The organism is Paenibacillus gyeongsangnamensis (assembly GCF_027533625.1).
Classification (GTDB): Bacteria; Bacillota; Bacilli; order Paenibacillales; family NBRC-103111; genus Paenibacillus_G; species Paenibacillus_G gyeongsangnamensis.
Map to the genome: position 1 here is coordinate 54728 of NZ_JAQAGZ010000021.1, position 26326 is coordinate 81053.

Consider the following 26326-nt stretch of genomic DNA (forward strand, 5'->3'; position numbering starts at 1 on the left):
TGCCCCAAATATGTCAAAAAAAAGGCCACCGATCGCTCGGTGACCTTCTTCCTCTATCATATTACCTTCACATCTTCACTTTTTCACGCGCAATTCAATGTGCTTCAAAACGGAGGTGAATAGATAAAGTCTTTACTTACTTCATCGAGCAATTTCAGAACGTCCTCGGTAAGATCGAGGTTAACCGCCTTCAGATTCTCATCGATTTGCGATTCACGGGTCGCTCCGGCGATGACGGTGCTTACCGCAGGTTGGTGCATCAACCAAGCCAGCGAGAGGGCCGTAGCAGATGTACCGATCTCCGCAGCAATTTTTGCCACCTGTTCACCCAACTCCACTCGGGCGGAGCTCACACGTTGCGCAAAGTTTGGGTTCTTGTCCAACTGCGATCCGCTTGGTATAGAACCTCCCGAATATTTGCCTGTAAGAATTCCTCCTGCCAGAGGAAAATAAGGAATGATTCCGATCCCCTGATCTACACAGAATGGAATCAGTTCCCTTTCCACACCACGATCAGCCAGTGAATAGCCGGGTTGAACCGAAACATACTTGATCAGATGTTGACTTTGGCTAATGGCCAGGGATTTCATCATCTGCCACGCTGCATAATTCGAGGCCCCCACGTATCTCACTTTTCCGGATGTCACTAGATCATCCAAAGCACGGAGAGTCTCGTCAAGCGAAGTCTTCGGATCAAAAACATGGATCTGATACAGGTCTATGTAATCCGTTCGTAACCGACGCAAACTCCCTTCGAGTTCCTTTAGAATATGCTGACGTGAGGAACCTCTGGTGTTCGGACCTTCTCCTAGCTTTATGCCTACTTTTGTCGCAAGGAGCACCTCATGACGCCGTCCTTCAAACGCTTCTCCGATTATCTCTTCCGACTTCGTGCCTGTATAAATATTGGCGGTATCAATGAACGTGATTCCATTGTCAACAGCGTGATGCAGTACTCGAATCGATGTATTTTTGTCTGCGCGTCCACCGAATGCATTCGTACCCAAACCTAGCGCCGAAACTTCCAATCCGCTTGTCCCCAAATTCCGATATCGCATGCCAAATCCCTCCAGTACTTTAATTTTACAACTATTATAGCATGGAAATATTATTGAAGCAGTCGAATCATAATCAAGAGATTGCTCAATGAAACACTCAGCAACTGTTTATCGCTTCCGAGGATCATAATGACTCGGTTCAAGCCGCCGCTCTGCTAAAGAACATCATCGTAGGTCTGTTGAAGAATATGCAGGTAATCCTTAGCGCCAATCGAACGGATATTGCTGGGCGTTGAATTGTTTTGGACAGCTAACTCGACGATTCGAGGAAAATCCTCTATCCGTACTCCTGGCAGGTCTTTCAGCTTCGGAATTTCGAGCTTTGTCGTAAACTCCCGAATTCCGGCGATCATATTATCAATCGCAATCTCATCTTTATCCGACTCTGTAGCAAAATTCATTATTCGCGCCAGAGCGGCATGGATCGCCTTCTCTTCTTGCGTGTTAAATCGCAACACATAGGGCAAAAATACCGCATTCGCAACCCCATGAGGTGTATCGTACAGCCCGCCAAGCGCCTCAGCTAAGCAATGGACAGCCGCAACATCGCTTGAGCCAAAACACAATCCCGCCAACAGACTGCCTTCCATCATGTTATAACGAGCCTGTTCATGTTCCGGATCCCTAAATGCGGTCGGCAAAGCAGAAACAATCGACTGTATTGCCCTTGCACCAAGCGCTTGCGAGATTGGATTGGTGACTTTGCACGTATAGCCTTCAATCGCATGAACCAATGCATCAACACCTGTTGCCGCTGTAACGGACTTCGGCACTGTGAACGTCAATTTCGGATCAAGAAGAGCAAGCAACGGCCGTAAAGAGGCATGCTTAAGCGTGAGTTTCCGATGAGTGAAAGATTCTGTAATAACTGCGGAACGCGTCACTTCTGATCCGGTTCCTGCCGTGGTCGGAATACAAATAATGGGGGAGATGTTGGTGTATGCCCTTCTTCCTTCACAATAATCAATCGGCGCACCTCCATTAGGACCAAGCAGTGCGATCGCTTTCCCCACATCCATCGCGCTTCCGCCGCCAACGGCAACCACAGCATCCATGCCCTGCTCAGTAAAAAGCTTGGCCCCGGCAATACACTCGGTATCCCTTGGATTTTGCGAGAGTGAATCAAACAGAACAACCCGGTAACCTGACGTCTCCAACGCAGTTTGAATCGGTGTTGCTAATCCTGCCTTCACGACGCCTGGATCACTGACTAGCAGAATGGATGAACCGATGTGTAAGGATTTCAACAGTTCTGGCAGTTGTCCGGATTTTCCCATGCCCATCTCGATTCTCGTATTACAGAAGTAACTATAACTTCGCATCTTGGTTTCCCCTATCTACTGATTGTATCATCGAACTCCTCATATTCGATCCTCTCTCCCGGTACAACACCATTCCGATTATAAGTAATGATAGCGCTACAAGAGTGCTGGGTATGAAGAATATGTTCGGCGTTATCCCCTGAATGAACAGAGGTAAGAAATATCCGATTAAAGAAGCCGTCTGCGATATGAACACGTATAAGCTTGCCCCAAAGCCTGTTCGGCTTAAGAACATCCGCTGCACATATCCCATGGCAACTCCGTACAGAATCGAAACAAAGAACGAATATAACGGCTGTACGGCAAAGAAGACAGGAAGCGAGGAACTGCTCGTATATGTCAAATAAGTGGCGAGCGCGAAACAACTGCCAACAAAAATAATCTTCTTACTACCGTACCGTGCCGCCCAATATCCGCCCAGCGTCATGAAAACCAGCTCGAATACCGCCTGTGCGCTCCATATGTAGGACATAATCTCCGGCTTACCGAACAGCTTTAATACGACAAGCTGCAAATATAATCCTCGAATGGCATCGGCACAAGAGAGCATCAGCAGTGCAACCAGCATAACAAGGGAGAACGGTTCTCCTTTCACCGCTTGCTTCGCTCCCGGTCCTCCCGTCGTTTCCTTATATAACAGCAACAGAACCACCAAACACACATAGCCTGCCATATTCCCCCACAGTACGCCTTTAAACGTTGCAATGAGGAAGATGTTCGCTCCAAGCAGCAGCCCCGCAAAAAATCCAACACTATAGGAGGCCCGAAGCCATAGTTGGGCCATCTCCACAATGTCACCGGCGCTACGGGAAAAATGATTTCTAGCCATGCCAAACAGCTGTCCCATGATCAATCCGGACGGTGCGACTGTTATCGTCATTCCAATGAGCGCACTCCGAAAACCAGAAGCATTCATGTAGATGGACAACCCGATAATGCAAAGAAAAGCCGCTAATACCGGGAGCTTCTTCTTGTTTTTCAGACGGTCGCTGATCCAACCGACTGTAATCGTAATGGCTATGTTGCAGAACAGGGATACCGCAAAGACGGTAACGATCTGAACTTTAGAAAGCCCAACGCTCTCGTCGAGATATACCGCGTTCATAGGTGCTAAAATGCCGGTTCCTATACCGTAGAGAAATAACATGGTTAGCAGCGTTCTCGCCCCGGGGATCGAAACAAACTTGCGAACGTCACGAATGATTTGCATGGATACCTCTCGTTATCATATAATATCGAGCTATTATTACAATAACATTAATTTAGTGCACCAGCATCCGTTCATTTTTAAGTGAGATCGATTGTTCGGTCAGGCTTTCCGTATTCACGGCAAGCTAGTGTAAGAAGGCAAGCTGGGCAAAGATTTGACAATCGAACAAGGGAGAAGGCCCGACCGGATTACGAAAGTCCGAAGGTTTCAATCCAAAACCTTCTCGTACATTCTTTGCCTCTTCCATTCCTTCAACTCCAGTGGATATTTGATTGCTCATATTTCCTCCAAAGATTTAGCAGCATAAGCACTATCTATCCAAGTTTTCTTAAGAGCTCCTACGGGCTCAATAGCATGTCAGGATTTTACGATAATCCCACATTGTACAAAGAGATCATATTCGATATAATGGTTTAATTTTCCTTCTATAAGGTTCTTATTTGAATCAATTTCATAATGCTATTTGTTGAAACCCGAAGTTACAGAAAATCAAAAGGCTGTTTTTAAAAAATGTTACGCAACATTCTCCATCATTGAAAGGGCATGTTGTGCATTCTTTGGGAACTGTTGTACTTGAGCGTTCCATATGCTGCGGGAAAAATTGCGAGTTTGGTAGAAACTGTTATAGTCTGCTGAAGCCTTGATTTTAATGGGATTTTATGAATAACAAAAAAGGGATGTCCCTCAACCATTTCATTCATTGGTTTAGGAACATCCCTTTATGCATTAAGTGATTACTTTCGTACTTTCGTTTTTGTCATAGCAGCTTTAATTTCTTCGAAAAATTCACGAACCTGCTCGTAAGGCGGGGCTGAAAGCTTGGAGGGATGATTCGGGTCCGAGCTCGACCAGATCGTCTCTAAAGGAATATAGCCTCTGTAATCGCTGTATCGAATACGGGTAAACAACTCTTGCAAATCCGTCAAGGTCTCCGTATTCAATCCGCCGGGCAATCTCTTGATTTGAAAGTTATACGTGTACGGCAGCACCGCTTCAATGTCATCGTACCAATTATAGCCGTCGCCCGTTGCGGCGCCGAAAATTTTATAGCAGCCGGTATCGTTAACGACGCCAAGGTTGGGGTGATTGGCCCATTCCAGAATGCGGATGACCTGATCCGCCGTCGAGGTGATATCCGCATGATTTTGCATGCCGATCTGGATACCCTTGCTAGCGCCGTAGTCCGCACATTCGATCAGGGCGGGAACGATTCGTTCCTTGGCGATCGTTTCCCAATCGGTGGTTAAAATATCTTTCGGGATCTCGCCGTTGAAAACGCGCATGACAGGCGCACCCATCACCGCAGCGACGTCAATCCAATATTTGACGCGTTGAACGTCAAAAGCTCGTCTTTCGGAATTAGGGTCAGCAAAATCGTTCTTGACTCCCGTACCGCTTATTTCTATTCCCAGCTCCTCGCATAGCTTTTTAATGCTCTCGGCATAGCCGTAAATTTCTTGGTCAGGCTTGGAAGGCATTGCAAAGGTTTCATAGCCCGGAATGAAATAGCTGGTGATATCCACACAGTCACAGCCTATCTCTTTGGCAAATCGAATGAGGGACAAGGTATCCACCGGGGGCGCCGCGCTGTTTCCCTGCAGCCAAGAGAACAAATTATGGCTGAAGCTGTACAGATTTACACCCAGCTTGTAGTCACCGGAATAATATTCCCCTCTGCGGCGATTCTCCAAATAGTGTTTAGTTGGAATTTGCTCGTATACCTTGGCGAGTGATACTTCATTAAGCTCTGCGTTATTCATCTTTTGTGCTCCTCTTCATTATTTTTGATTTCAATCCTTTGCCCCGTTTCATACGACAAGTACGCGGAGTAAATCACTTCCAGCACGTCTCTCGCCAGCTGCCCGTCGGATAGGGGCAGCCGGTCCTCAGCGATACATTCCATGAAGTCCTGCATTTCTTGATTGTATCCCCGAACCCAGTCTTCATCGGAGGAGGCAAAATTCCAGCCTGCCTTCGTTTCGAGTTTTTCAGCAATATACTCCTCAGCGAAGACATCCGGACTCGGCGCATACACCATAACTCCATCATTCGGCGTCATATTGCACTTGATCACTGAATTAGAGGTATAGATGTCCATAACGTTGCGAATGCCGCCAAGTACGGCAAATGAGGCAAAAATGACCGCCTTGGTCCCGTCGGTAAACGTGAGGATCACGCTGGCCCACGTTTCCACATCGACCCAATCCGTCACCATCCAATGCTTCTGTACCGACTCGTACGCGGAGCTTTTCGTCATCGGCGCCATATCGGCAACCACCGACTGAACGCGAATGGGCTTGCCCCATTTCAAGCGGCCCTCAAAGTTTTTCAGATGAATAGCCGCTGCAATCGGATGAGAACCGAGAATCATTAAGGAGCCGCCGCCGGCTGTTTCCCACCGCTTCGAAGCCTTTGCATGCGAGCCGCTATGGCTCTCCTCCGCGCGGATATCGAGTATCGAGCCATTACCGGCATGCAGCAGCCGCTTCGCTTTAGCGACGGATGGAGCGTAAATCCAGTTTTCGGCGTACATGAATTTGACATTGTTGTCTCTCACCGCGTGCAGGATCTCGTCCGCCGAGCGGAGCGCCTGCTCCAAAGCGGTCTTGGCGAAAGAATTACCTGCCGTTATCGACTCCGGCGAGCCAAAATAACCTGTCATCGGCTTTTCGCAAATAATATGTTTTTGGGCACGAGCCGCTTCGACAGCAACCTCGGCATGCATCATATTCGGTATACACAGGTCTACGACGTCGATCTCCTTGTCGGCAAGCATCTCCTTGTAATCGTTATACACGATTGGAATGCCATTCTTTCCGGCGAAGGATTCCGCCCGATCCCGGTTTCCACCCGCAATCGCTCTGATGCATACGTTCAAGCCGATCACTTTGCGGCAGGCCTCCACATGCAATGCTGCAGAAAAACCGCTGCCGATAATACCCACGTTGATGGTTTTCATTGTTAGACGCCCCATTCGTTAATGCTTCGTTGCTACTTAGGATTTCGGCGACATCGGCTGTCTGCCCCACGGAGTCACCGTGATATTGTCGATATGCAAGGGCTCGTTGGTCAACAAAAACATAACAATACGGACAATATCCAAGGCTTCCAGTTATCCTGGCCCACTCTTCTTCGCTGACATGCCTGGTTCATCTTACCTTACGAGCATTCCCCCCGTCTTCTCGAACTTTGTAACGCAAACCTTGCTGCTCTAAACTATCAACCCTTTACAGAGCCCAGCAGTGCCCCTTGATTAAAGTACTTCTGTAAAAAAGGGTACACAATAAGCAGCGGAACCGCCGTAAAGATAACAGCCGCCATACGTACGGCAGGACTGAATTCAATTCCGTTTTCCGTCACCTCCTGACTTCCATCCGATACATTCAGCATCTGACGCAGAAACACCTGAAGTGGCAATTTGGAACCGTCATTCAAATACAAGATCGCTTGAAAGTAAGTATTCCAATATTCCACCGCATAGAAGAGCGAAAAGGTCGCAATTACAGGCAAGGAAAGCGGCAACACAATTCGCCATAGCAAGCCGAATTCTGAGCATCCGTCGATTCGGGCGGATTCTTCAATCTCGATAGGGAAGCCTTGGAAGAAGCTGCGTATCACAATCAGGTTAAATGGAATAATGGCTCCTGTGAGAAACAATGACCAATAACTGTTTAATAAATTAAGGTTCATCACGAGCAAATACAAGGGAATAATGCCGCCGCTGAACAACATGGTAAATAGAACCATGAAATTCAGCATGCTTCGACCCCTCAGCCACGGCTTGGATAAGCCATACGCCATGAATGTCGTCATCGTCATGCTGAAGACCGTGCCCACTGTTGTGATCGTTACTGAGCTGCGAAAAGCCCGCATAAAGTTGGGGTTATCGATCAAATAAGCATAGGCATTTAAACTCCACTCTTTGGGAAAAAGGAAAAATCCCCGGGTCACGATTTCTTTCTTGCTCGCAAAAGACATCATAATGATATAAAGAATCGGGAAAATTTCCACGCATAGAAAAAGAATAAGCAAGCCATATACGATAGTAAGATATAGTGGGGATTTCCCCCTAGAATTATAAGTGTTCATGTCAGTACACACCCTCCTCGCCCATTTTTTTGGCCACTCGGTTTGTCAACACGATTAAGACCAGACCTATAACGGACTTAAACAGTCCTACGGCTGTCGTAAAGCTGAACTGTCCCTGGAGGATCCCCTCACGGTACACATACGTATCAAATACATCAGCTACATTGAGATTCAAAGGATTTTGCATGAGCAGAATATGCTCAAATCCGGTATTCATCACATAGCCTACTCGGAGAATAAACAGGATAATAATGATTGGCTTCAAAGCCGGTAGCGTAATGTGCCACAATTGCCTCCAGCGGGAGGCTCCGTCCACAACGGACGCTTCATATAAAGTTGGATCGATGGAGGCAAGAGCGGCGAAGAAGATCACAGCGTTCCACCCTGTCTCCTTCCAAATATTCTGTAACAAATACATAGAACGAAAGTAACCCGGATTGGTTAACAGCTCAAATCTGGAAAAACCCCACTCGACCAGCAGTTTATTGACGCCGCCTTCTTGCGTTGAAAACAAAATAAAGGTGACGCTGATTACAATAACCCAAGAGAGAAAGTGGGGAATATAAACAATCGTCTGAATACCTTTTCGAAACCATGCCAAGCGTATTTCATTTAACAAAACAGCCAAAATGATCGGCGCCGGGAAAAAGAAAAATAAATTCACCGCACTCAGCGCTAGCGTATTCCACATCAGAACGAAAAAATCGGGGGAACTGAATAGTCTCTCAAAGTGCTCGAAGCCTACCCATTTGCTGTACCAAAAGCCTAGAAAAGGATCATAATCCTTAAAAGCAAGGATGACCCCCGCCATCGGAATATACTTAAAGATCGCAAAAAATAAAAAACCAGGTAAAATCATGAAATAAAGAGGAATTCCTCTCTTCCAAGTCAAAAGCTTGTTTCTTTTGGTCGATGAAGATACGGTTCGCTCTTTCGATGGTTGACCCACTGATTCCATTTCGTTTCTTCCTTTCTTCCTGCCTTATGGAGCAAGTATATCGAAAGGAAGTTTAAAAGTGATGATCATATCTTATGATTCCTTCATCAATCTTACTCACTTCGGCACATCCGTAATAGTATGAAGCCGAAGTGATACAACTGTGCCTCTTCCTGCAAATGAGGTCAGCGTGACACCATATTTATTGCCATATTTTAATACAATCCGCGCATGAACATTGGAGATCCCAAGCGAATCCCCTTGTCCATAATTGTCATCGACATTAGATGATATTTGATCCAATTGTTCATTGATTCGCAGCAAGACTTCCTCTTCGATACCCGGCCCGTTATCCGCTACTTCAATAATGAGATCGGAGCCTTCATCATAGGCGCTAACGATAACCGCGCCCTCCCCCCCTCTAGGCTCGATGGCATATTTCACCGCGTTCTCAACGATCGGCTGCAAAATAAATTTAACGACCCGATGTTGTAAAAACTTTTCATTGAAATAACACTTACTATGAAAATGCTTCGGAAATCTAGTATGAATGATTTCTAAATATTTAAGCAAATGCCCGAATTCTTCCTCAAGTTTGACTTCCATCTCTGTAAACTTTGTCGTATATCGATACACATCGGCTAAATTACGCGCCATCCGTTCGATCACGGGAACCTTCTCAAGATACGCCATACTCTTAATGATGCCCAGTGTATTATAGAGCAGATGAGGATTGATCTGGTTCTGTAGCGCTTTGATAAACGCCTCCTTCTGCATTAGCTGTGCCTTCATTTCCTTGAGCTGCAGTCCAGTATTGGTAGCAATTAGTTGATCTAGTCTCCTGACCATATGATTGAAGCTGTGAAAAAGCTGCTGGATCTCATCTTTTCCAGAAATCGATTCTGTTTGCACAGTAAGATCCCCTTTGCCCACCTGTCCCATCAGGCTTTGCAAGGTCAGAATCGGTTTAATGAAGCGATTCGTCACCAAGGGCACGACAATGAGGACAAGCATAGTAATGAGGAGAAGCATAACCAGCATTGAGATTCGGGCTACACTAAGACCAACAGCCACCTCGTCGAAGGGAACAATGGAAACAATTCGCCAACCGGTAACATCTGAACGGGAGCTGGCAATTAAATAGTCCCGGCCCTGGTAACGTTGCATGGCTGCCGATGTTTCGTCTGGAATTTTCAGGGAAGCAAGAGCCGTCTGTGCCATCAGCAGTCCATCCCACTCCTCATTGGGGTGGTAAACGATGGAGTTTTGTTCGGACACGATAAAAAAAGTTCCCGAGCTTCCCAATTTGGAGCTTTGGAAGGAACGATCGATTTCTTGCAACGAGACATCAACCACTAGTCTTCCGATCAGATCGAGAGTGTTCTTATCGAATATAGGAAGGAATACGGAAACAACGGGTCTTCCATTAGCGATTTCATATTTTGCAATATGCGTTGGGAGGATCTCTAAATTACCGGAAAGTGGCATCTTATACCACGGCTCGTTCGTTAAACGATCCAGTTTCGCAAATGATTGGGCCATGGAAACGACCGGATTGGATCTAGAGATAAGAAATATGCCCTGTGTTTCAGAATAATTGAGGGCCAGGTAGTTCCTCAGCTCTTTCTCGACATTTTTTATATCCTCATTGGTATAATTTGAGTTTGTCAGCCATTTTTGGATTCGCTCGCTTGAGATCAGTGAATGCGTCGACTGCTGCAGCTGCCGAAAATAATAATCAAGATGATAGTTCAGGCGAACGGTTGCTTCCTTGGAAATGCTGTAGAACTCTTTCTCCACTGCATCACTGTATATATAATTTGAGAACCCCCCTAACATCACCACAGAGAATACACTCACAGTTAGGAAAGCTAATACCATCTTCATTTTGATCGAAATCTTCCAGCGAGAGATATAGCCGATTGGTTTATTCATAATCCGAGACGCTTTCTATATTCCACAGGTGTAATCGTTACGATTTGTTTAAATATCCGATTGAAATAAGGCAGCGAGGTATAGCCTACCATATCTGCAATCTCGTAAATTTTCAAATCGGGTTCCTTCAGCAACTCCTTAGCCTTCTGAAGACGGACTAGATTCAGATAATTCAAAAATGTTTGCCCGGTTGTTTTTTTAAACAGCATGCTAAAGTAAGATACGCTCATATGCGACATGTCAGCAAGACGGACGAGCGTAAAATTTTCATAATAATGCGCATCGATGTAGTCACATACCTTTTTAATCGAATTTTTAAACTGTTGGGATTCATATTTAGGAGATGTTATCAGCCACGTATCCATTAAGCCCACAAAATGTTTGCGGATGGTCTGTTCATCTTCTCCCGTGAAAGGGGTCGGGGTGTATTGCGGAAACATAGCTTGAAACAGTTCGCTAAGCTTGGTATTGAAGATCGTCAGTAGACTCTTGGCCTTGCTGGGCGATGCCGCCCTTTGCTTCAGAATATAAGCTAGTATAGAGTTAAGCTCATGAAGCATCACCTTCTGGCTCATCTCAGGCAGTTGTTCGATAAATTGCTGAATGATCAGATAACCATCATGTACTTCCGACATGTATTCAAGCCGTTTCGTCGACCGGTTCAGTGCACTATGCAGTTCTTCTTCATCCACCGGCTTCAGCAAATATTCAGATATGCCATAACGCATCGCTTGCTTCGCATATTGAAAATTATCGTAACCGCTTACAATGATAACGACAACAGGTAAATTCAATTGATAAATTTGTTCAATCAGCCATAGCCCGGTTTGTTTAGGCATCATTATGTCCGTGATCACAATACTGGGCCAATGCTCATTGATAAAATTCCATGCCTCTTCTCCGTTGCTTGCCTCACCCGCAACACTAAACTCCGGATGCAGCTTCTCGACCATCTCCACGATTGCATCGCGAATCCAGAGTTCATCCTCTGCTACTAATACCTGAAACATACGTTTCCCCCTAACTCAATCCATGGGCGTGAATCAGACCTGTATATAAATAATTTAACATATAAAAGTACATTTCATCATCATTCGTTTTTGAATATGGAAAAGGACCACCCGGCAACGTTCTCGCTTGGTGATCCTTCACTGCATTCATCCAATCCTGCTTCCTTGCTTCCTTACTTCATCAATTTATAGGTAGCGTTCATTTCTTCAATAATCTTGTCTCCGCCATTCTTTTTCCAATCATCGATTGCTTTGTCAATTCCCTCAGCAGGTATCTCGCCGACGATGTACTTCACCATTTCACTCATCAATTTTTGATCTAGTGAAGTACCGATTTTGGCAGATGTCTCTGAATAGATGCCCACCCCCTTATTAGGATTTGCATATTTGGCATTTTCTTCAAAAATCGCATTTATCCTTTTCGCATAATCGGGGTCGTCCCATAGACGAAAGGTCGTTAACGGATTGGTTTTACGGAAAAACCAAAAGCCGATAATAAAAGGACGATCTTTATCGAATTGATCCAGCTTCTCATATTTATTATCAGCCGTCTTTTTATAATCAATTCCCTCTACACCGTTCTTGTTCAAGATATCCCCTTCGGGTGTGGTTAAATAATCCAAAATGGCTAGGATGCGTTCCTGCTTGTTTTTATCGATCTTGGCATTAATTACAACTTTGTTTGAGGATGATGCGGTTCCAACACCTTGAAGACCCGATGGGCCTTTAGGTGGCGCACCCGTCATCCATTGAGCATTCGGTGCCGTCTTCCCGGAGGAGCCATCGGCATAAATAGCTGTTGCAACCAGTTGATGGATCCCCAATTTGTTAGCTTCTGCCTTTACACTCGGGTCATTGTTCTTATTTACGGCAAAATCCTTATCTAAAACACCTTCGGCATATGCTTTTCTCAAATAGCCCAAAAAATCCTTCAATTCTTTGTTTTGTGTTTGCCATGGAACCAAGGCGCCGTTAACTTCTTTCCAGCCATTGGCCAACCCAAATGCAAATTTCAAGTAATCCAAGTTGTTAAAGTTTGTACCCCCGCTAATAGAGGTCGAGAATCCGATCGTATCGTCTTTGCCGTTCCCGTCCGGATCGTTTTTGGCAAACGCTTTGGCAACGTTATACAATTCATCAGTGGTCGTAGGATATTTCAAACCAAGTTTATCCAGCCAATCCTTGCGGATTACCAATGTATCGCGTGTTTCCGGCGTGTAGATAGGAACACCGTACACTTTACCACTCGGATTGCCGATCGCGAACGTATTCGGTGCGATATCTTTTGTGAGATTAGAGAAATTGGCCAACAATGGTTTTACGTCCAAAAAAACGCCTTTATCGCGCCATTTTAGAAAATTGTTCATATCGATATAAAAGGCATCAGGAAATGAATTAGAGGCAGCAAGAACACCCAACTTCTCCGTGTAGCTATCCGATGGAACCCATTGGAATTTCAGATCAACATTAAATTTCTTATTCAAAAAGTCAATCATGGGATGCTTGTCGGGCCAGCCTCCGCCTTCGTAGGTGATGCTCATCAAGTTAAGGCTCAGCTTTTCTTTGAATTTATCTGCAGCCCCTGCAGATGCCTTATGCTCAGACGTAGAATTACCGCTTGCCTGCGTTGATGCTGTAGAATCTGATGATGAGCATCCGGTAACCAGACTAGCCGTTAGCGCAATTGCTGCGGTAGATTTCATCCATTTCTTCATACCGTTCCCCCCAAAGAATAATTGTTTTCTCTTTATTAAGGTATCAGAATGAATGCGCTTTTACATGATCAGATCTTCTGATTTCATATCCAATCATATTTTGTTTCAAATATATCTCCAGCCTTGTTTTACGAGGAGTCGTCGGCCTTTTTTGAACAGCTGTTTTTACAAAACCGCGACATTTGCGTTACTTGCAAAAGAAGGGTTTTGACGGAAGCATTCCTCCATGACCGCAATCTGCTGCCTGACTTCCTGTACCGTTACCTTCAAAGGCTCGCCTGCAGTCAGGGTGTCATAAAGCATCGAATAATACTGTTCAGCCATCGTGTGGAACAGATTGCTTCCTTTTTCATCGGAAATATCCCAGCTCTTCTCGTGCCATGTTAACTGCTCGCCGCAATAAGCCGGCGTACCGTCCTGCTTATGCAAAGGCGTTTGGATCAATTGCTGCTCAGGCGCTTCTTCAGGAATAAAATATTTCCAATCCAGGTGGGACGTCGAGCCCTTCAGGCCTCCTCTTGTCCCCTGCACGTTGTACGTGAAGCTCGGATATGCGCAGCATGACGAAATTTCCACATCGACGGTAGGGCGGCCGTCACCGTGAAGAATCAATTTCACGTAATCCTCGGCATCTCCAAACGTATTCGCTCGATCCATGCGGCACAGCACTTGCGGCATGACGTCGGTGCCGAACAGCTGTAAAGCCTGGTCGACCGGGTGCGGCCCCGTATTCAGCAAATTTCCACCGTTGTTGGCCTGAAGCGTCTGCCAATCCCATCTTCTTGAAAATCCGTTGTAGGCGATGCTGACCTGTACGATGCGTCCGAGTATACCGGAATCGATGACCTTCCTCAGCTGCTGAAAAGCGGGCGAAAACCGGGATTGCTGGAATACGGCCAACGTTTTTCCGGATATTTCGGCAGCCTCGATCAACAGATCCACATGTTCCGTTCTACGGGTCAGAGGTTTTTCGCACAGTGCATGGAAACCGCCATTCAAAATTTCCAGCGTAATAGGGACGTGCATATGGCTGGGAGCCGCATTCACGATCAAATCTACATCGTCCCTTTCGAACAAGTCCCGGTAATCGGCGTAAGCTTGACAGCCCAATTCCTGTTCCGCCCTGATGCGTCGTTCTTCAAGCGGATCGCTCACCGCTACGATGCGATACCGGTCCAACATCTTGCTAAGCGAAAATGCGTGGATATCCCGGCCGCTTCGGCCCTGTCCGATAATGGCTGCCTTTACTTGTTTCATGGCGTTCATCCTCTCCTCTTCTCCATATGTAATCATGTCAATAGGGCACCCCAACCATCACTTACCGGAAACGCGTTTTTGGTATGAATCGTTAATCTCGTTCGTGATTTTGATCATATCGGGATCCGTCTTCAATTTGTTCACATAGTCGTCCCACGCGCTAATCGGCTGTTTCCCCATAATGACTTTCACTTTTAAATCCTGAATTTTTTTGTTCAGCTCCATGCCCTTTTCCAGCATCGTTTGCGAATACAATCCGACGGCCGGGCTCGCCTGGCTGATTTTGGTCCTTTCATCTATGATTTTTACGTTCCTGTCATATACGTCCTTCGGCATCCCGCTCTCATAGGCGCGTTGATATTTATCGTATTTACCGAAAATTTGGCCGAAAGCCTGCTGGGCCACAATATCTTTCCGCGCCTGATCCGTCAAAAATTTGATGCCGTCCTTCTCCGTATAGTGCACATCCTTAAAGCCGTACCATGCCAAATCGTGCCCCTCGTCGGAAGCGCCGTAATCCATGAATTTCAGCAGCTGTTTCATTTTTTTCTCGGGCACGGTTTTAGGAATGATGAACATTCCGAAGTAGCCTGAATCGCGGTTGACGAAGCCGTTGAGCGAAACGAGCGGCAGGAAATCGGCGTTCGGATTCGTTTTTCTTAGCTCCATCGTGGAAGGCCAGGCCGTATTGACGGTTTCCGTAAAGCTGCCCGTTCTTCCCGACTTAGTCAGATTAAGCATGTCGTCATACTTCAATACCGCAAAATCCTCGGGAATGATTTTATCTTTGTAGGCATTGCTTAGCCATACCAGCGACTCCCTTGTGCCGGGAAGCAAGTTTACGTTAACGAGCTTGTTGTCCTGTAGCTTCCAGGCTCCGTTAGTCTGGTTAAACACGTTTTCGGTCCATGTCCCGAAAGCCCCCATCGAATCCGGGGCAACGTAGCCGGCATAGCCGAGCGTATCCTTCTTCCCGTTGCCGTTCATATCATTAGCGACGAACGCTTTCAAAGCGGCATACAGCTCATCCATCGTTTGCGGAACCTTCAAATTCAATTTATCGAGCCAATCCTTTCGGATGTTTAAAAAGCCTCCGCCCTCCACCGGCCTGACACGGGGGATGCCGTAGTTTTTTCCGTCCTGCATCTTCGTATTGTTCCAGCTCTCCGCAGGAAATCTCGCCAAATTCGGGTAATCCTTGATATACGGAGTCAGATCCCACAACGCTCCTTGCGAAGCCAAAATCCTAACCTGCGGATAGAACGGATCGTCCGTCAGCATAAGATCGGGGATATCGCCGGACGCTAACGTGACATCCACCTTATCCCGGTAGTTGTTCGGGGAAACCCAAGTAATGTTCAGCTTCGTGTTGGTACGTTTTTCAACCTCCTTCACGATGACGTTGTCTTTCCCCGGCGGTTCTGTGGTATAGAACAAAGTCATAATGCTGATGTTGAGCGGCGGCTCTGTATTGTCCGTTTTCGGTTGATCCGTTCCGCCGGACGACTTGGAGGCATCCGATTTAGGGCTTTGCGATGATGTGGTGCTGTCGCTGCAGGCGGCTAACAATGCTGAAAACAACAAGACTACAACTGTTAATACCGATACAAGCCTCTTGTTTTTCAATAGCATTCTCTCCCTAAAAGTGTTCTTGTTTCGTGCTTCATTCCTTCACGGAACCGACCAAGGCCCCTTTGGCGAAGTGCTTTTGCAGAAACGGATACACCAGCAAAATGGGCACGGTCGAGATGACTACAGCCGCCATCTTTAACGTCTGGGGCGGAAGACGCTGTTCAGCCATAATCTCGGCGGCAACCTCTCCTCCCGACGCCGTCGAAGAATCGATCAGCATATTTTGCAGCAGCACCTGAAGCGGCCATTTGTTGAAGTCGTTAATATACAAAATGGCCGAGAAAAACGTGTTCCAATACGACACCGCGTAAAACAGCCCGAAAGCGGCCAAGGAAGGAAGCGATAACGGCAAAATAATCCGGATCCAGACGGAGATGTCGTTGCACCCGTCTATTCTTGCCGATTCCTCGAGACTCGGCGGGATGCTGTCGAAAAAGCCTTTCATCAGCAGCACATACCAGCCGTTCGTAAGCACCGGTAAGATGAGCGCCCATATACTGTTGATCAAATGAAGCTGGCGCACCAGCAAATAAGGCGGAATGATGCCCGGATTAAACAAAATTGTCAGCAAAATCAGCATCATGATCGCGCGTCTGCCGTCAAACCGCTTTCGCGACAAGGCGTATGCCAGACCGGATGTCACTAGTAAACTGCAGCAAGTTCCGACGGTAGCCAGAAACGCGCTCACACCCATCGATTTCATAAACGCTTGGGTGGAAAGCAGGTATCGGTACGAATCCAGCGTCCAGCTTTTCGGAAACAAAATATACCCGTTTTCGCGTATGTATTCGGAAGGTGAAACGAACGAAACGACGAACACGTAATACAGCGGAAACAAGGTTATCAAAGATATGATGGCCAATACCGTCACGTTGACCGCGTTAAAAACCCGATCGCCCCGTAAGCCCTTTACGCCCGTCCTCATCTCAATATACTCCCTCTTCGCCGTAACGTTTGGCCAAGCGGTTCGCACCGATGACCAGGATCAGGCCGACCAATGATTTAAACAATCCGACCGCTGTGCTGAAGCTGAACTGCCCCTGCCTTACCCCAAGCCTGAACACGTAAGTGTCGAAAACGTCCGCTACATCGGATACGGCCCCGTTCATCATCAAAAACACTTGCTCGAACCCGACCTCCATAATTTGACCGATGCGCAGAATGAGCAAAATGATGATGACGTTACGGATCGCCGGTAGTGTGACGTGCCACGTCTGGCGGAAACGGCCCGCCCCGTCGATTTTGGCAGCTTCGTACAGCTGAGGGTCGACGCCGGCGATAGCGGCCAGGAAAATGATCGTTCCCCAACCGGCTTCCTTCCACATGGATTGAGCCGTGAGCACAATCCAGAACAAATTCGCATTCGTCAAAAAGTCGATTTTTGCCAGCCCGGCGCTCTGCAGCACCATATTGACGATTCCGTCCGATTTCGAGAGCATCAAAAAGCTGATGCCGACAATGATGACCCAGGATAAGAAGTGCGGTAAATAAATGATGGACTGCACGACTTTTTTATACAGGAACGATCGGAGTTCGTTTAACAACAGCGCCAGCAGGATGGGCAGAGGAAAGAAAAAGAGCAGATTGAGCAAATTGATGGCCATCGTGTTTCGAAACAGCAGAAGGAAGTCGGGACTCGACAACAGCCGCCGGAAATGCTCGAAGCCCACCCAGTTGCTGTGCCAAAATCCGGTGTAAGGCGAATAGTTCTGAAATGAGATCAGTATCCCCCACATCGGCACATATTTGAACAGGATAAAGTAAATAAGCCCGGGCAGCGCCAAAAGATATAAAAACTTGTTCTTTTTTACGCTTTTCCAGCTAAATCCGGCCATTAGGTTCACGCCGAGCAACCTCCCCGTTTACTCCATGTTTTTTTTTTGGAAAGATCGATTAGACGGCTGCCGTATGATGGGCGCGGTGTGCTCGTTTAGACGAATTGCTTGATATATTCGATAAACTGGGGCAAAGCAATCTCAGGCTCTTCAATGGACGGATGCCATCTTTTTTCCCATTCGAACGACAACCATCCCGTGTACCCATTTTCTCGCAGTTTTGCGATACACTCTCCGATCGGGACATCGCCTTGACCGACTAACCTTATGTTCTCCGCTTGACCGTGACCCAGCGTATCTTTAATATGCGTATGTTTTATGTAGTTTCCGAGTCGTTCGTAAGTTTCTTTCATCGTTTCGCCGTCTTTGTATTTGTACGGATTGTTGATATCCCATAGTACTCCGAAAGCGTCGTCATTTACTTGATAAACAACGGAAAGCACGTCGCGGGAGTCGGAGAAGTCCCCATGCGTTTCCAGCAATACGGTCACGCCTTTTCCGGAGGCATGACGGCATAAACTCTGCAATCCTCGGGCAACCCGGTCGATCGTGTCCTGCTTGCCGGCCGGATCGGGAATCTTGTCTCCGAACACGCGAACATACGGCGTACCGAGCTGCTGCGCCAGATCGATCGCAGCCTTTCCTTCTTCGACGGCTGCGTCGAATTTGTCCGGATCGTGAAACATGCAAGAAGTATCCAAGCAGCAAATTTCTAATCCTTTGTTTTTAAGCTGCCGGATCGTTGCCTCGATGTTTTTCGGCTGAAACGGACGGCATTTGGGCAAAGACATTTCCCCCTCCAAGCCGCGAATTTCAATTCCGTCGTAGCCCAATCCGGCCGCTTCGTCCACGATTTTTTCCCAGGTCCATTCCGGGCAAGCTAGTGTTGTAAAGGCGATTTTCACTGCTCATCTTCCTTTCGGTCGTATAGTTTGCAAACGGGGCCGGTTTACGGCTCGTCGAGCCGCACCGTTCGATTGTATTTCGAGGATTCGTAGATCGCTGTCACGAGCTCCAATGCTCTTCTGCCTTCTTTGCCGTCTATAAGCGGGGAGCGGTTCTCCCTGATAGCTTGGATAAAATCCCGGAATTGCAGTCGATGCGCTTCTCCCAGATGGTCATCGGGCGGCTGCGAACTCAGGATGTTCAGCTCCGGGCGATCCTGCACATTCAAATTGCGGATGTACGGAACCTCCGTACCGGCAAGCTCCAGCGTCCCGTTCGTGCCGTGAAACGCGAGCAGCTGCGGGTGATCGGGATAAACCGAGGTCGTTCCTTGGATGACACCTATCGCGCCGTTCCGAAACTGCACGACGGCTGCCGCCGTATCTTCCGCTTCGATTTCGTGCTTTAGGGTCCTTACGCGGGCCGATACCGACTGAACGGGACCGGCCAGCCACAGCAGCAGGTCGATTCCGTGAATCCCTTGATTCATAAGGCTGCCGCCGCCATCCAGTCGATGCGTGCCCTTCCACGTGCTGTTGCGGTAATACGCTTCAGGCCGATAGAATTTCATGTAAGCGTCGGCTTCGATCAGCTTGCCTATCATCCCATCGTCCAACAGCTTCTTGGCTCTTAATGCTTCGCTCATGAACCGCAATTGAAAAATGACGCCAAGCTTTACGCCGTTGCCGGCGCATGCTTGAATGGCTGCGTCGGCGTTTTCGAGCGTGATGTCGAGAGGCTTCTCCACCAATACATGCTTGCGGCGGCGTGCCGCTTGTATCGCATAATCGGCGTGCGTTCCGCTGGGCGTGCATATGGCTACCGCATCGACCTCCGCGGATCCCAGAACGGCTTCAAGATCGGTGCTGCGGCGGCATCCGTAAGCCTCGGCAAACCTTTGTCCGGCCTCCTCCGTTCGGCTGTAGACGTACGTCAATTCCGCCTCCGGCAACGAGCGAATGGCGTCGGCGTGCACGCGAGCGACCATTCCCGTCCCCAATACGGCAAACCGGATTGTTGGCATCCTCTCATCCCCCTGTGTCTGAACCGGATTGCAACAAGCCGCGCAGCCCGTTCAGCGTCATCGCAGAGCCTTCTATAGCCGTCCCGCCTTCGGGTATGTAATGGGTTGTTCAGCCGTCCGGCAATCTGAAGCAATTGCCGATACATAGAGCCCTCTCCGCTCAATCCGCTCCCTTAGATCGCCTATCTCCTCGTTCGTCAAATCCATTACGTTGCGGCCGTTCACCGTTCTTATTTCCACATGCCTCAGTCCGCACCCGGCAATCCAGTCCAATGCTTCGGACACATTCGCCGATACTTCATCCGTAATGATCCCCAACCGATCCCAAATCATCCTCGCGTCCTCCAATTCAGCCCGAATCAGTGCTCGTTACCGTACGCTTCTCTTCCCTGCATATACGTTTTCAGAACACGAATGCGTTCCCCGTCCCATTCAAATTGCACGAGATCGACCCTGAATTTCCGAAGCGGACGCCTGATCCAAATACAGGGACCAGTTCGGGTGGGTTTTAAGGATGGTGGCCGGAATCGCAGGAGTGACCGCTTCTTCCAAAGTCGCTCGAATGGCGTCCGCTTTTACTTTGTACGGAACGCAGGAGATAATACAATCGCTCTTCATAATCTGATGAACGGACATACCTCCCTCTCTCCCACGGTACTTATGAAACGGCGGAGTGATAGAAAACGTTTTCTGCTTACAGCCGATCATTTCGCCTTGGTTGGTTTCATCATATAGAAAAAATAATTGCCGGGCTAAGCAATTTTTGCCCGTTCTCCACAAAATAAACCATTTTTGCTCTACAATACCCGGACCGAACTTCGAATCACAAGCTTCGGCTGCAGCACGATTTCCGTGACGTTAACGTTCTCCCCGTTTAACACTTGAAACAACATGCTGCATGAAAACTTCCCCATTTCATATTTGGGATGATCTACGGTCGTTAACGGGGGCATGGAAATGTTGGAAAAATCGATATTGTCAAAGCCGATGACCGAGACATCGTCCGGTACCCGGATGCCAAGCAGATTAAGCTCATAAATGAAGCCCAAAGCCGTCAAATCATTGCAGGCAAGAACCGCCGTCGGCCGCTCGGAAAGCTCCATCAGCTGCCGGGCTAGCCTCTTCCCGTTGTCAAACTCAAAATTACTGTTGTAATTCGTGCTTTCTTGCGTCTCCGAAATTTGCAGGTAACAATCCTTAAAAAGGATGCGCGACTCCCGTAATGCATCGCGAAATCCTCGAAACATATGAATCCGGCTAGGGCGGTCCAACGGAGCCGTTACAAAAGCAATTTTAGTGTGCCCGCATTCTACAAAGTGATTTGCGGCCATGAACCCGCCCTTTCTGTAATCGTAATTGATTTGATAAATGTCCTCACCCTCCCGATGCTGGTCAATGGAGATTACGCAAATCCCTTTATCGGAAAATTGCCGCAGGAAATTTTTTTCCGCCGAGATGGACGAAATGATGACACCCTTTACCTGTTTTTCCAGCATCGTTTGCAAAAATTGTTTTTCCAAGTTTACGTTCTGGTGCGAATTGCAGAGCAGAACCTGATAGCTGTTAGCGCGAGCGATTTCTTCAACGCCCAGCACGATTGAAGAATAGAAGGGGTTGCTGATTGAGGGGATGATAATGCCGATTGTCATGGAATTATTCGTTTTTAATTGTCTGCCGAGCAAGTTGGGAGTGTAGTTCAATTCCTTGGCCGCCGATTTAATTTTTCTTCTCAATTCGGCGCTCACCGGATAATTGCTGTTGCTTAACACGCGGGAAACCGTTGCGGGAGAAACGTTGACAACTTTGGCAATATCGAGTATCGTCACGGATTTTCGCATACATCCCCCGCCTTGTAGACATATTTTCCTCAATAAAAATCAAAACGGCAACGAGAATAAATCGTCAGTTTCGGTGCTCCCTCCGTTCCAAAGCCGCACTTTGAAGTGCAAGCTACACATAATTCAGCCCGCCCGTATAAGGAAACGGTATTGGAAAAAGCGAGCAAAGAGAGCAGAGCACATCCTCATCCAAATCTATCTCCGGCTCCTTATCGAACATCAGCGCAACAAGAGCTTGAGCATCCAAATTTGCCGCTCCACCTTTAACGTGCACACGGGTCGTTCCATCCTCAGACGCTTCTATTCTCAAATTGCCGGCCGCTTCCGTACTGATTTGTTGAAAGTAAGGCTGCAGCTGCTCAATCAGACGCTCCGGACGAACGATGTGAATCGTCCCGACGTTGTTGCCCTCCGCTGAGCGAATGCCGGCACGCGCCAACAAATCGCTTAATTGAGCTTCATGCCATGCTACGGGTACCGTAAGCTCGCTCATGTTGTACCGCTGCAGCGCTTCAGCAAACAGACAGGCAACGAGCGGAGCTTCGCCTGCCCATTCGAATGCGCGCGGTACGACGGCCGCATTCGCGTAAGGAACGCCGATTACGGCGAAACCCCGGATGGCTCCGTCCCTTTCGGCCGCAAGCACTTTATGATGCTGCTTCATAGGCGAACCCGCAGGCTCGGCTTCGATCAGCAGCGCGAGATCCCACAAGCTCTGCTCGAACGCGTTCAATCTGGTCGCTGCGGCATTGCGCAGGCCGAACCAATCCGCGGCATCCGCCTCCCGTATCGTGATGCCGGTTGCGAGGTTTTGCGCCATTAATTGCGCCGACTGCTCGCAGTCCAACGTATAGTTGCGGAATGAACCGAATTCGAAGCAATTCGCTCTTTGATACAAGGTACGGTTTCCGGACACGAGGAGCAGTGAAGCGCCGGCCCGGTCGATATGGTCCATAACGCGCTGAAGGATAAGGCCGGCATAGCCTCTGCCCCGGTAATCCGGATGGGTGCAAACCCCGCCGATGGAGCAGCAATGGATCCGCGCGCTTCCAATGCGGACGATAGAAGGCACCAGTCCCACAAAAGAAACCGGCCTTCCGTCAATGAAGGCTGCAAACGACTGGCATAGTCCGGGAGCGAATAACAGGGGATGAGACTTTGCGAAGCTTTTCTTGTCCGGATCATAGTCTCTGAACACCGAGTCCGCCAGCCGGACGGCCAGCGGCATATCCTCTTCGCGCACCCGGCGTATTTCGGGCACTTGATCCGCATGTTCTCGTTTCGTCATTTGTTATCCTTTCAGTCCCGTCGTCGCAATACCTTGGACAAGATACTTTTGGCAGAATAAGAAAATGATAAAAACCGGAAGCAGAGATAGCATGGACATGGCGAACATCGGCCCCCATGCCGTTACCGACGACGGATCCGCAAACATCCTGAGGCCCAAAGAAGCCGTATACAAATCCGGCTTATTCAAATAAATCAGAGGCCCCATAAAATCCGTCCATGTCCAATAGAAGGAAAATATCGATACTGTCGCCAGCGCCGGCATCGTCAAGGGAAGCACGATATGCCGGAACGTGCCGAATGTGCCGCAGCCGTCAATGACCGCAGCCTGATCCAGCTCTTTGGGGATTCCCCGGATGAATTGAATCATCAGGAAAATAAAGAACGGCACCCCGCCGATAAACGCCGGTACGACGAGCGGCAAAAAGGTGTTTACCCATCCCATTTTGTGAAACAAAATATACTGCGGAATCAACGTGACTTGGCCTGGAAGCATAATCGTGGCGAGCAAGCAGGCGAATAAAGCCGATTTATATTTGAATTTCAGGCGGGCAAACCCGTATGAAACGAGCGTTGAAGAAAATAAGGTGCCCGCCACGGTCACGAAGGTTACGATCGCCGAATTGCGAAAAAACACGTTGAAGCCTACGGTGCCGAAGCCCGCCCAGCCTTCGAGGTAATTTTTCCATTCCATATGGGATGGAATCAGGCTGGCGGAATTCACGAATATTTCGCTCTCAGGCTTGAGGGAGCTGGCCAGTGTCCACAGCACCGGGTAAAGCATGAACAATCCCAAAATCGAGACGAACGAATGATAAACGATGCTTTGGACGCTTTTGGCCATCTACTTATCCTCCGTCGACTCATAATAAACCCAAGCGGAAGACGACTTGAAAATGAATGCGGTAAAGGCGGCGACGATCAGCAATAAAATCCAGGCCATAGCCGACGCATATCCCATGCTGAAAGTGCCGCCGAACGCCTTCTGGTACAGGTACAAGGCGTAAAACAACGTTTTGTCCAGCGGGCCGCCCTGCGTAACAAGAAAGCTTTGGGTAAAGGTCATAAAGCCGTCGATCGTCTGCATAACCAAATTAAAAAAAATAACCGGGGTGAGCATCGGGAGCGTAATGCTGCAAAACCGCCTGGTCCGGCCGGCTCCGTCCACCGCTGCCGATTCGTAAAGATCCGTTGGAATTTGTTTTAACCCGGCCAGAAAAATAAGCATTGGGGAGCCGAACTGCCAGACTACGAGAAGGATGAGTGTCCATAGCGAATAATCGGGGCTTGCAATCCAATTTTTCGGTTCGACTCCGAAGTGAACCAAAACGCTGTTTATCGCCCCGTCCACGCCGAACAGCTGTCTCCACATCACGGCCACGGCGACGCTGCCGCCAATGATCGAAGGAATATAATAAGCGGTCCGGTATACGCTGAGCCCCCTATGTTTGCCGTTAAATAATACGGCGATAAACAAGGCAAACGCAAGCTTAAGCGGAACCGAAATAAGGACGAACTTGAAGGTCACCTTGAGCGCCGTCCAATATCTCGGATCGTCGGTAAACATCGTGATGTAGTTGCGCAAGCCGATCCAATGCGGCTCGGACAGCATGTTGTAGTCTGTAAAAGACAAGTAGAGGGAAGCCGCCATGGGGCCGATTACAAATAATAGAAAGCCAAGAAGCCAGGGCGAAATATAAGCATATCCGACTAAATCCCGTTTCCATCCCGTCAACAATTTGGCTTTGCCGTCAACGACGGACGGGTTGATCGCTGTCTTCGGACCGTTTACCATTAGTGCCACCCCTCCGGAGGAACCGACTTATTTTTTCGTCTTAAAGATTTTTTCGGCTTGCTGGCGGAACTCCTTGGCCGCTTGCTCCGGCGTAAGCTGCCCGTAATTCACCTTATCCGATATGTTTTTGTACAAAGTCTCATTGATTTCGCTGGCCGCCGCAGGATCTTTGTACGTAAGAGGGGGAAAGTTTTTGCCTACATAATCGACGTAATCGAATGCGATTTTTGCTGCGGGGTCCAGCTGCTGCTTCAGGTTTTCCCGTACTTTGCCGGCAATCGGCACGCCGCGTTCCCCGCCCAGCGCTTCATTGGCTTTCAGGTCGTTTGTGAAAAAGTCGATGAATTTGATCGCCGCGTCTTTTTGCTTAGAGCTGCTCGTGACCGAGAAATATTGCGACGGCTTCAAATATTGGGGCTTTTGTCCGCCCGGATAGCTCGGGTATTCGATCAGCTTGATCGGCCGGTTCGCCGATTTGGTCACCGCCACGATTTGATTGCTGTGGAGCGACAGGAACGGCGTCTTCTGATGCACAATCAATTGGTCCTCCAGCGCCGTCAAGCTGGCGGTCATTTCCGGCGGAGGAGCGACTTTGTCCTGACGCAGGTTGTTCCAGTACGTAAACCACTCCACGACAAGCTTATCATCGTCATAGCCCAAGCCGGTGCCGTCCTTGTTGTACAAGAAAGCGCCCCGCTCCATCAAAAACTGCTTGAAGCTGTCGATGCCGTTGGACAGCGGCGTCCCGTATACCCCTTTGCCTAATTTTTGCTGCAGCTGACGTGCCGTATTGGCATAGTCATCCCACGTATACCCAGGTTTCAGCTCCTGAACGCCGGCTTTCTCGAACAGGGCCGGGTCGTAAGCGATCGCCACGGCGTTCGCTCCCAGGTTAAGCGCATACAACTTATTGTTGAGCCTTCCGGCGGCCACATAGCTGTCATCCACATCTTTCAAATTCAGCGCGCCGGACGCTACGTAAGGCGTCATATCCTCAAGAAGTCCGCGCTGCACATAGTCCGGCAAATAGGCGTCGTCCATCTGCATGACGTCCGGCAAATTTTTGGCGGCGGCTTCCGTAGACATTTTTTCCCAGTAGCCGTCCCATCCTAAAAATTCCGTAGAAATTTTGATATTCGGATTTTGCTGCTCAAATATTTTAACCGCGTTCAGAGTGCGATTGGCCCGGTCCTGGGAGCCCCACCACCCGACCCTCAATGTGATTTGCTGCGGTGTGCCTTCATTCTTCGGCGTGTCCGCAGTTTCGGGCTTCTTCGCTTCCGGTTTGGCGGCATTCCCGTTTCCCCCTGTGCTGCAGCCGGCTATCAGCGCTGTCGACAGGAAGATTAGGGTAAACGCGGACATCCACTTGTTTTTCATCATTGGCCGAACGACCTCCAAATCATAGTATGATGCAGACCCTTTTGGACAACCGGT

At 48.4% G+C, this 26326-nt stretch carries 23 protein-coding genes; all 23 read right to left on the reverse strand.

All coding sequences use genetic code 11. The annotated features are described in order from the left end of the window. Positions 1–104 precede the first annotated feature (104 nt). Positions 105–1058 carry an aldo/keto reductase gene (locus O9H85_RS27415; protein WP_269884597.1) on the reverse strand — a complete coding sequence of 318 codons (954 nt, stop codon included), beginning with the start codon at positions 1056–1058 and terminating at the stop codon, positions 105–107. Positions 1059–1213: 155 nt separating this feature from the next. After that, positions 1214–2380, reverse strand: coding sequence for an iron-containing alcohol dehydrogenase (locus tag O9H85_RS27420; RefSeq protein WP_269884598.1), 1167 nt, complete (start codon positions 2378–2380; stop codon positions 1214–1216). Further along, on the reverse strand, positions 2367–3590 hold the full coding sequence (locus tag O9H85_RS27425) for an MFS transporter (RefSeq protein ID WP_269884599.1): 1224 nt from the start codon (positions 3588–3590) through the stop codon (positions 2367–2369). Before O9H85_RS27425 ends, O9H85_RS27420 begins: the two co-directional genes overlap by 14 nt. Before the next feature lie 734 nt (positions 3591–4324). Continuing rightward, positions 4325–5350 carry a sugar phosphate isomerase/epimerase family protein gene (locus O9H85_RS27430; RefSeq protein ID WP_269884600.1) on the reverse strand — a complete coding sequence of 342 codons (1026 nt, stop codon included), beginning with the start codon at positions 5348–5350 and terminating at the stop codon, positions 4325–4327. Next, positions 5347–6549, reverse strand: a complete 1203-nt coding sequence (locus O9H85_RS27435) for a Gfo/Idh/MocA family protein (RefSeq protein WP_269884601.1) — start codon at positions 6547–6549, stop codon at positions 5347–5349. The genes O9H85_RS27430 and O9H85_RS27435 overlap by 4 nt, the downstream gene beginning before the upstream one ends. Before the next feature lie 260 nt (positions 6550–6809). Continuing rightward, positions 6810–7679, reverse strand: coding sequence for a carbohydrate ABC transporter permease (locus tag O9H85_RS27440; protein ID WP_269884602.1), 870 nt, complete (start codon positions 7677–7679; stop codon positions 6810–6812). A 1-nt stretch (position 7680) separates the two neighbouring features. After that, entirely contained in the window at positions 7681–8637 is a 957-nt protein-coding gene (locus O9H85_RS27445; protein ID WP_269884603.1) for an ABC transporter permease, read from the reverse strand. 96 nt (positions 8638–8733) lie between these two features. Further along, entirely contained in the window at positions 8734–10551 is a 1818-nt protein-coding gene (locus tag O9H85_RS27450) for a sensor histidine kinase (RefSeq protein WP_269884604.1), read from the reverse strand. Next, complete coding sequence (locus O9H85_RS27455) at positions 10548–11561, reverse strand: response regulator transcription factor (protein ID WP_269884605.1); 1014 nt, start codon at positions 11559–11561, stop codon at positions 10548–10550. Before O9H85_RS27455 ends, O9H85_RS27450 begins: the two co-directional genes overlap by 4 nt. Before the next feature lie 173 nt (positions 11562–11734). Further along, complete coding sequence (locus O9H85_RS27460) at positions 11735–13276, reverse strand: type 2 periplasmic-binding domain-containing protein (RefSeq protein WP_269884606.1); 1542 nt, start codon at positions 13274–13276, stop codon at positions 11735–11737. A gap of 165 nt (positions 13277–13441) precedes the next feature. Continuing rightward, a complete protein-coding gene (locus O9H85_RS27465) occupies positions 13442–14533 on the reverse strand; it encodes a Gfo/Idh/MocA family protein (RefSeq protein WP_269884607.1) in 1092 nt (363 codons plus the stop codon). Positions 14534–14590: 57 nt separating this feature from the next. Beyond that, positions 14591–16159 carry an extracellular solute-binding protein gene (locus tag O9H85_RS27470; protein ID WP_269884608.1) on the reverse strand — a complete coding sequence of 523 codons (1569 nt, stop codon included), beginning with the start codon at positions 16157–16159 and terminating at the stop codon, positions 14591–14593. Between the two features lie 37 nt (positions 16160–16196). Beyond that, positions 16197–17090: a carbohydrate ABC transporter permease gene (locus tag O9H85_RS27475; protein ID WP_269884609.1), complete on the reverse strand. Its 894-nt coding sequence runs from the start codon at positions 17088–17090 to the stop codon at positions 16197–16199. 1 nt (position 17091) lies between these two features. Then, complete coding sequence (locus O9H85_RS27480) at positions 17092–18000, reverse strand: ABC transporter permease (RefSeq protein ID WP_269884685.1); 909 nt, start codon at positions 17998–18000, stop codon at positions 17092–17094. 95 nt (positions 18001–18095) lie between these two features. Continuing rightward, positions 18096–18905, reverse strand: coding sequence for a sugar phosphate isomerase/epimerase family protein (locus tag O9H85_RS27485; RefSeq protein WP_269884610.1), 810 nt, complete (start codon positions 18903–18905; stop codon positions 18096–18098). Between the two features lie 44 nt (positions 18906–18949). Then, positions 18950–19969, reverse strand: coding sequence for a Gfo/Idh/MocA family protein (locus O9H85_RS27490; protein WP_269884611.1), 1020 nt, complete (start codon positions 19967–19969; stop codon positions 18950–18952). A 72-nt stretch (positions 19970–20041) separates the two neighbouring features. Continuing rightward, a complete protein-coding gene (locus O9H85_RS27495; protein WP_269884612.1) occupies positions 20042–20302 on the reverse strand; it encodes a hypothetical protein in 261 nt (86 codons plus the stop codon). 99 nt (positions 20303–20401) lie between these two features. Beyond that, on the reverse strand, positions 20402–20605 hold the full coding sequence (locus tag O9H85_RS27500) for a sugar phosphate isomerase family (RefSeq protein WP_269884613.1): 204 nt from the start codon (positions 20603–20605) through the stop codon (positions 20402–20404). A 161-nt stretch (positions 20606–20766) separates the two neighbouring features. Continuing rightward, on the reverse strand, positions 20767–21807 hold the full coding sequence (locus O9H85_RS27505) for a LacI family DNA-binding transcriptional regulator (RefSeq protein ID WP_269884614.1): 1041 nt from the start codon (positions 21805–21807) through the stop codon (positions 20767–20769). A 112-nt stretch (positions 21808–21919) separates the two neighbouring features. Next, the gene (locus O9H85_RS27510; protein ID WP_269884615.1) at positions 21920–23095 is read right to left on the reverse strand and encodes a GNAT family N-acetyltransferase; all 1176 of its coding nucleotides are present in this window, start codon (positions 23093–23095) and stop codon (positions 21920–21922) included. A gap of 3 nt (positions 23096–23098) precedes the next feature. After that, positions 23099–23938 (reverse strand): carbohydrate ABC transporter permease, encoded by an 840-nt coding sequence (locus O9H85_RS27515; RefSeq protein ID WP_269884616.1) that lies wholly within the window; start codon positions 23936–23938, stop codon positions 23099–23101. Further along, on the reverse strand, positions 23939–24865 hold the full coding sequence (locus O9H85_RS27520) for a carbohydrate ABC transporter permease (RefSeq protein WP_409348214.1): 927 nt from the start codon (positions 24863–24865) through the stop codon (positions 23939–23941). It lies immediately after the preceding gene. A gap of 51 nt (positions 24866–24916) precedes the next feature. Continuing rightward, positions 24917–26272, reverse strand: a complete 1356-nt coding sequence (locus tag O9H85_RS27525) for an ABC transporter substrate-binding protein (RefSeq protein ID WP_269884618.1) — start codon at positions 26270–26272, stop codon at positions 24917–24919. Positions 26273–26326 lie beyond the last annotated feature (54 nt).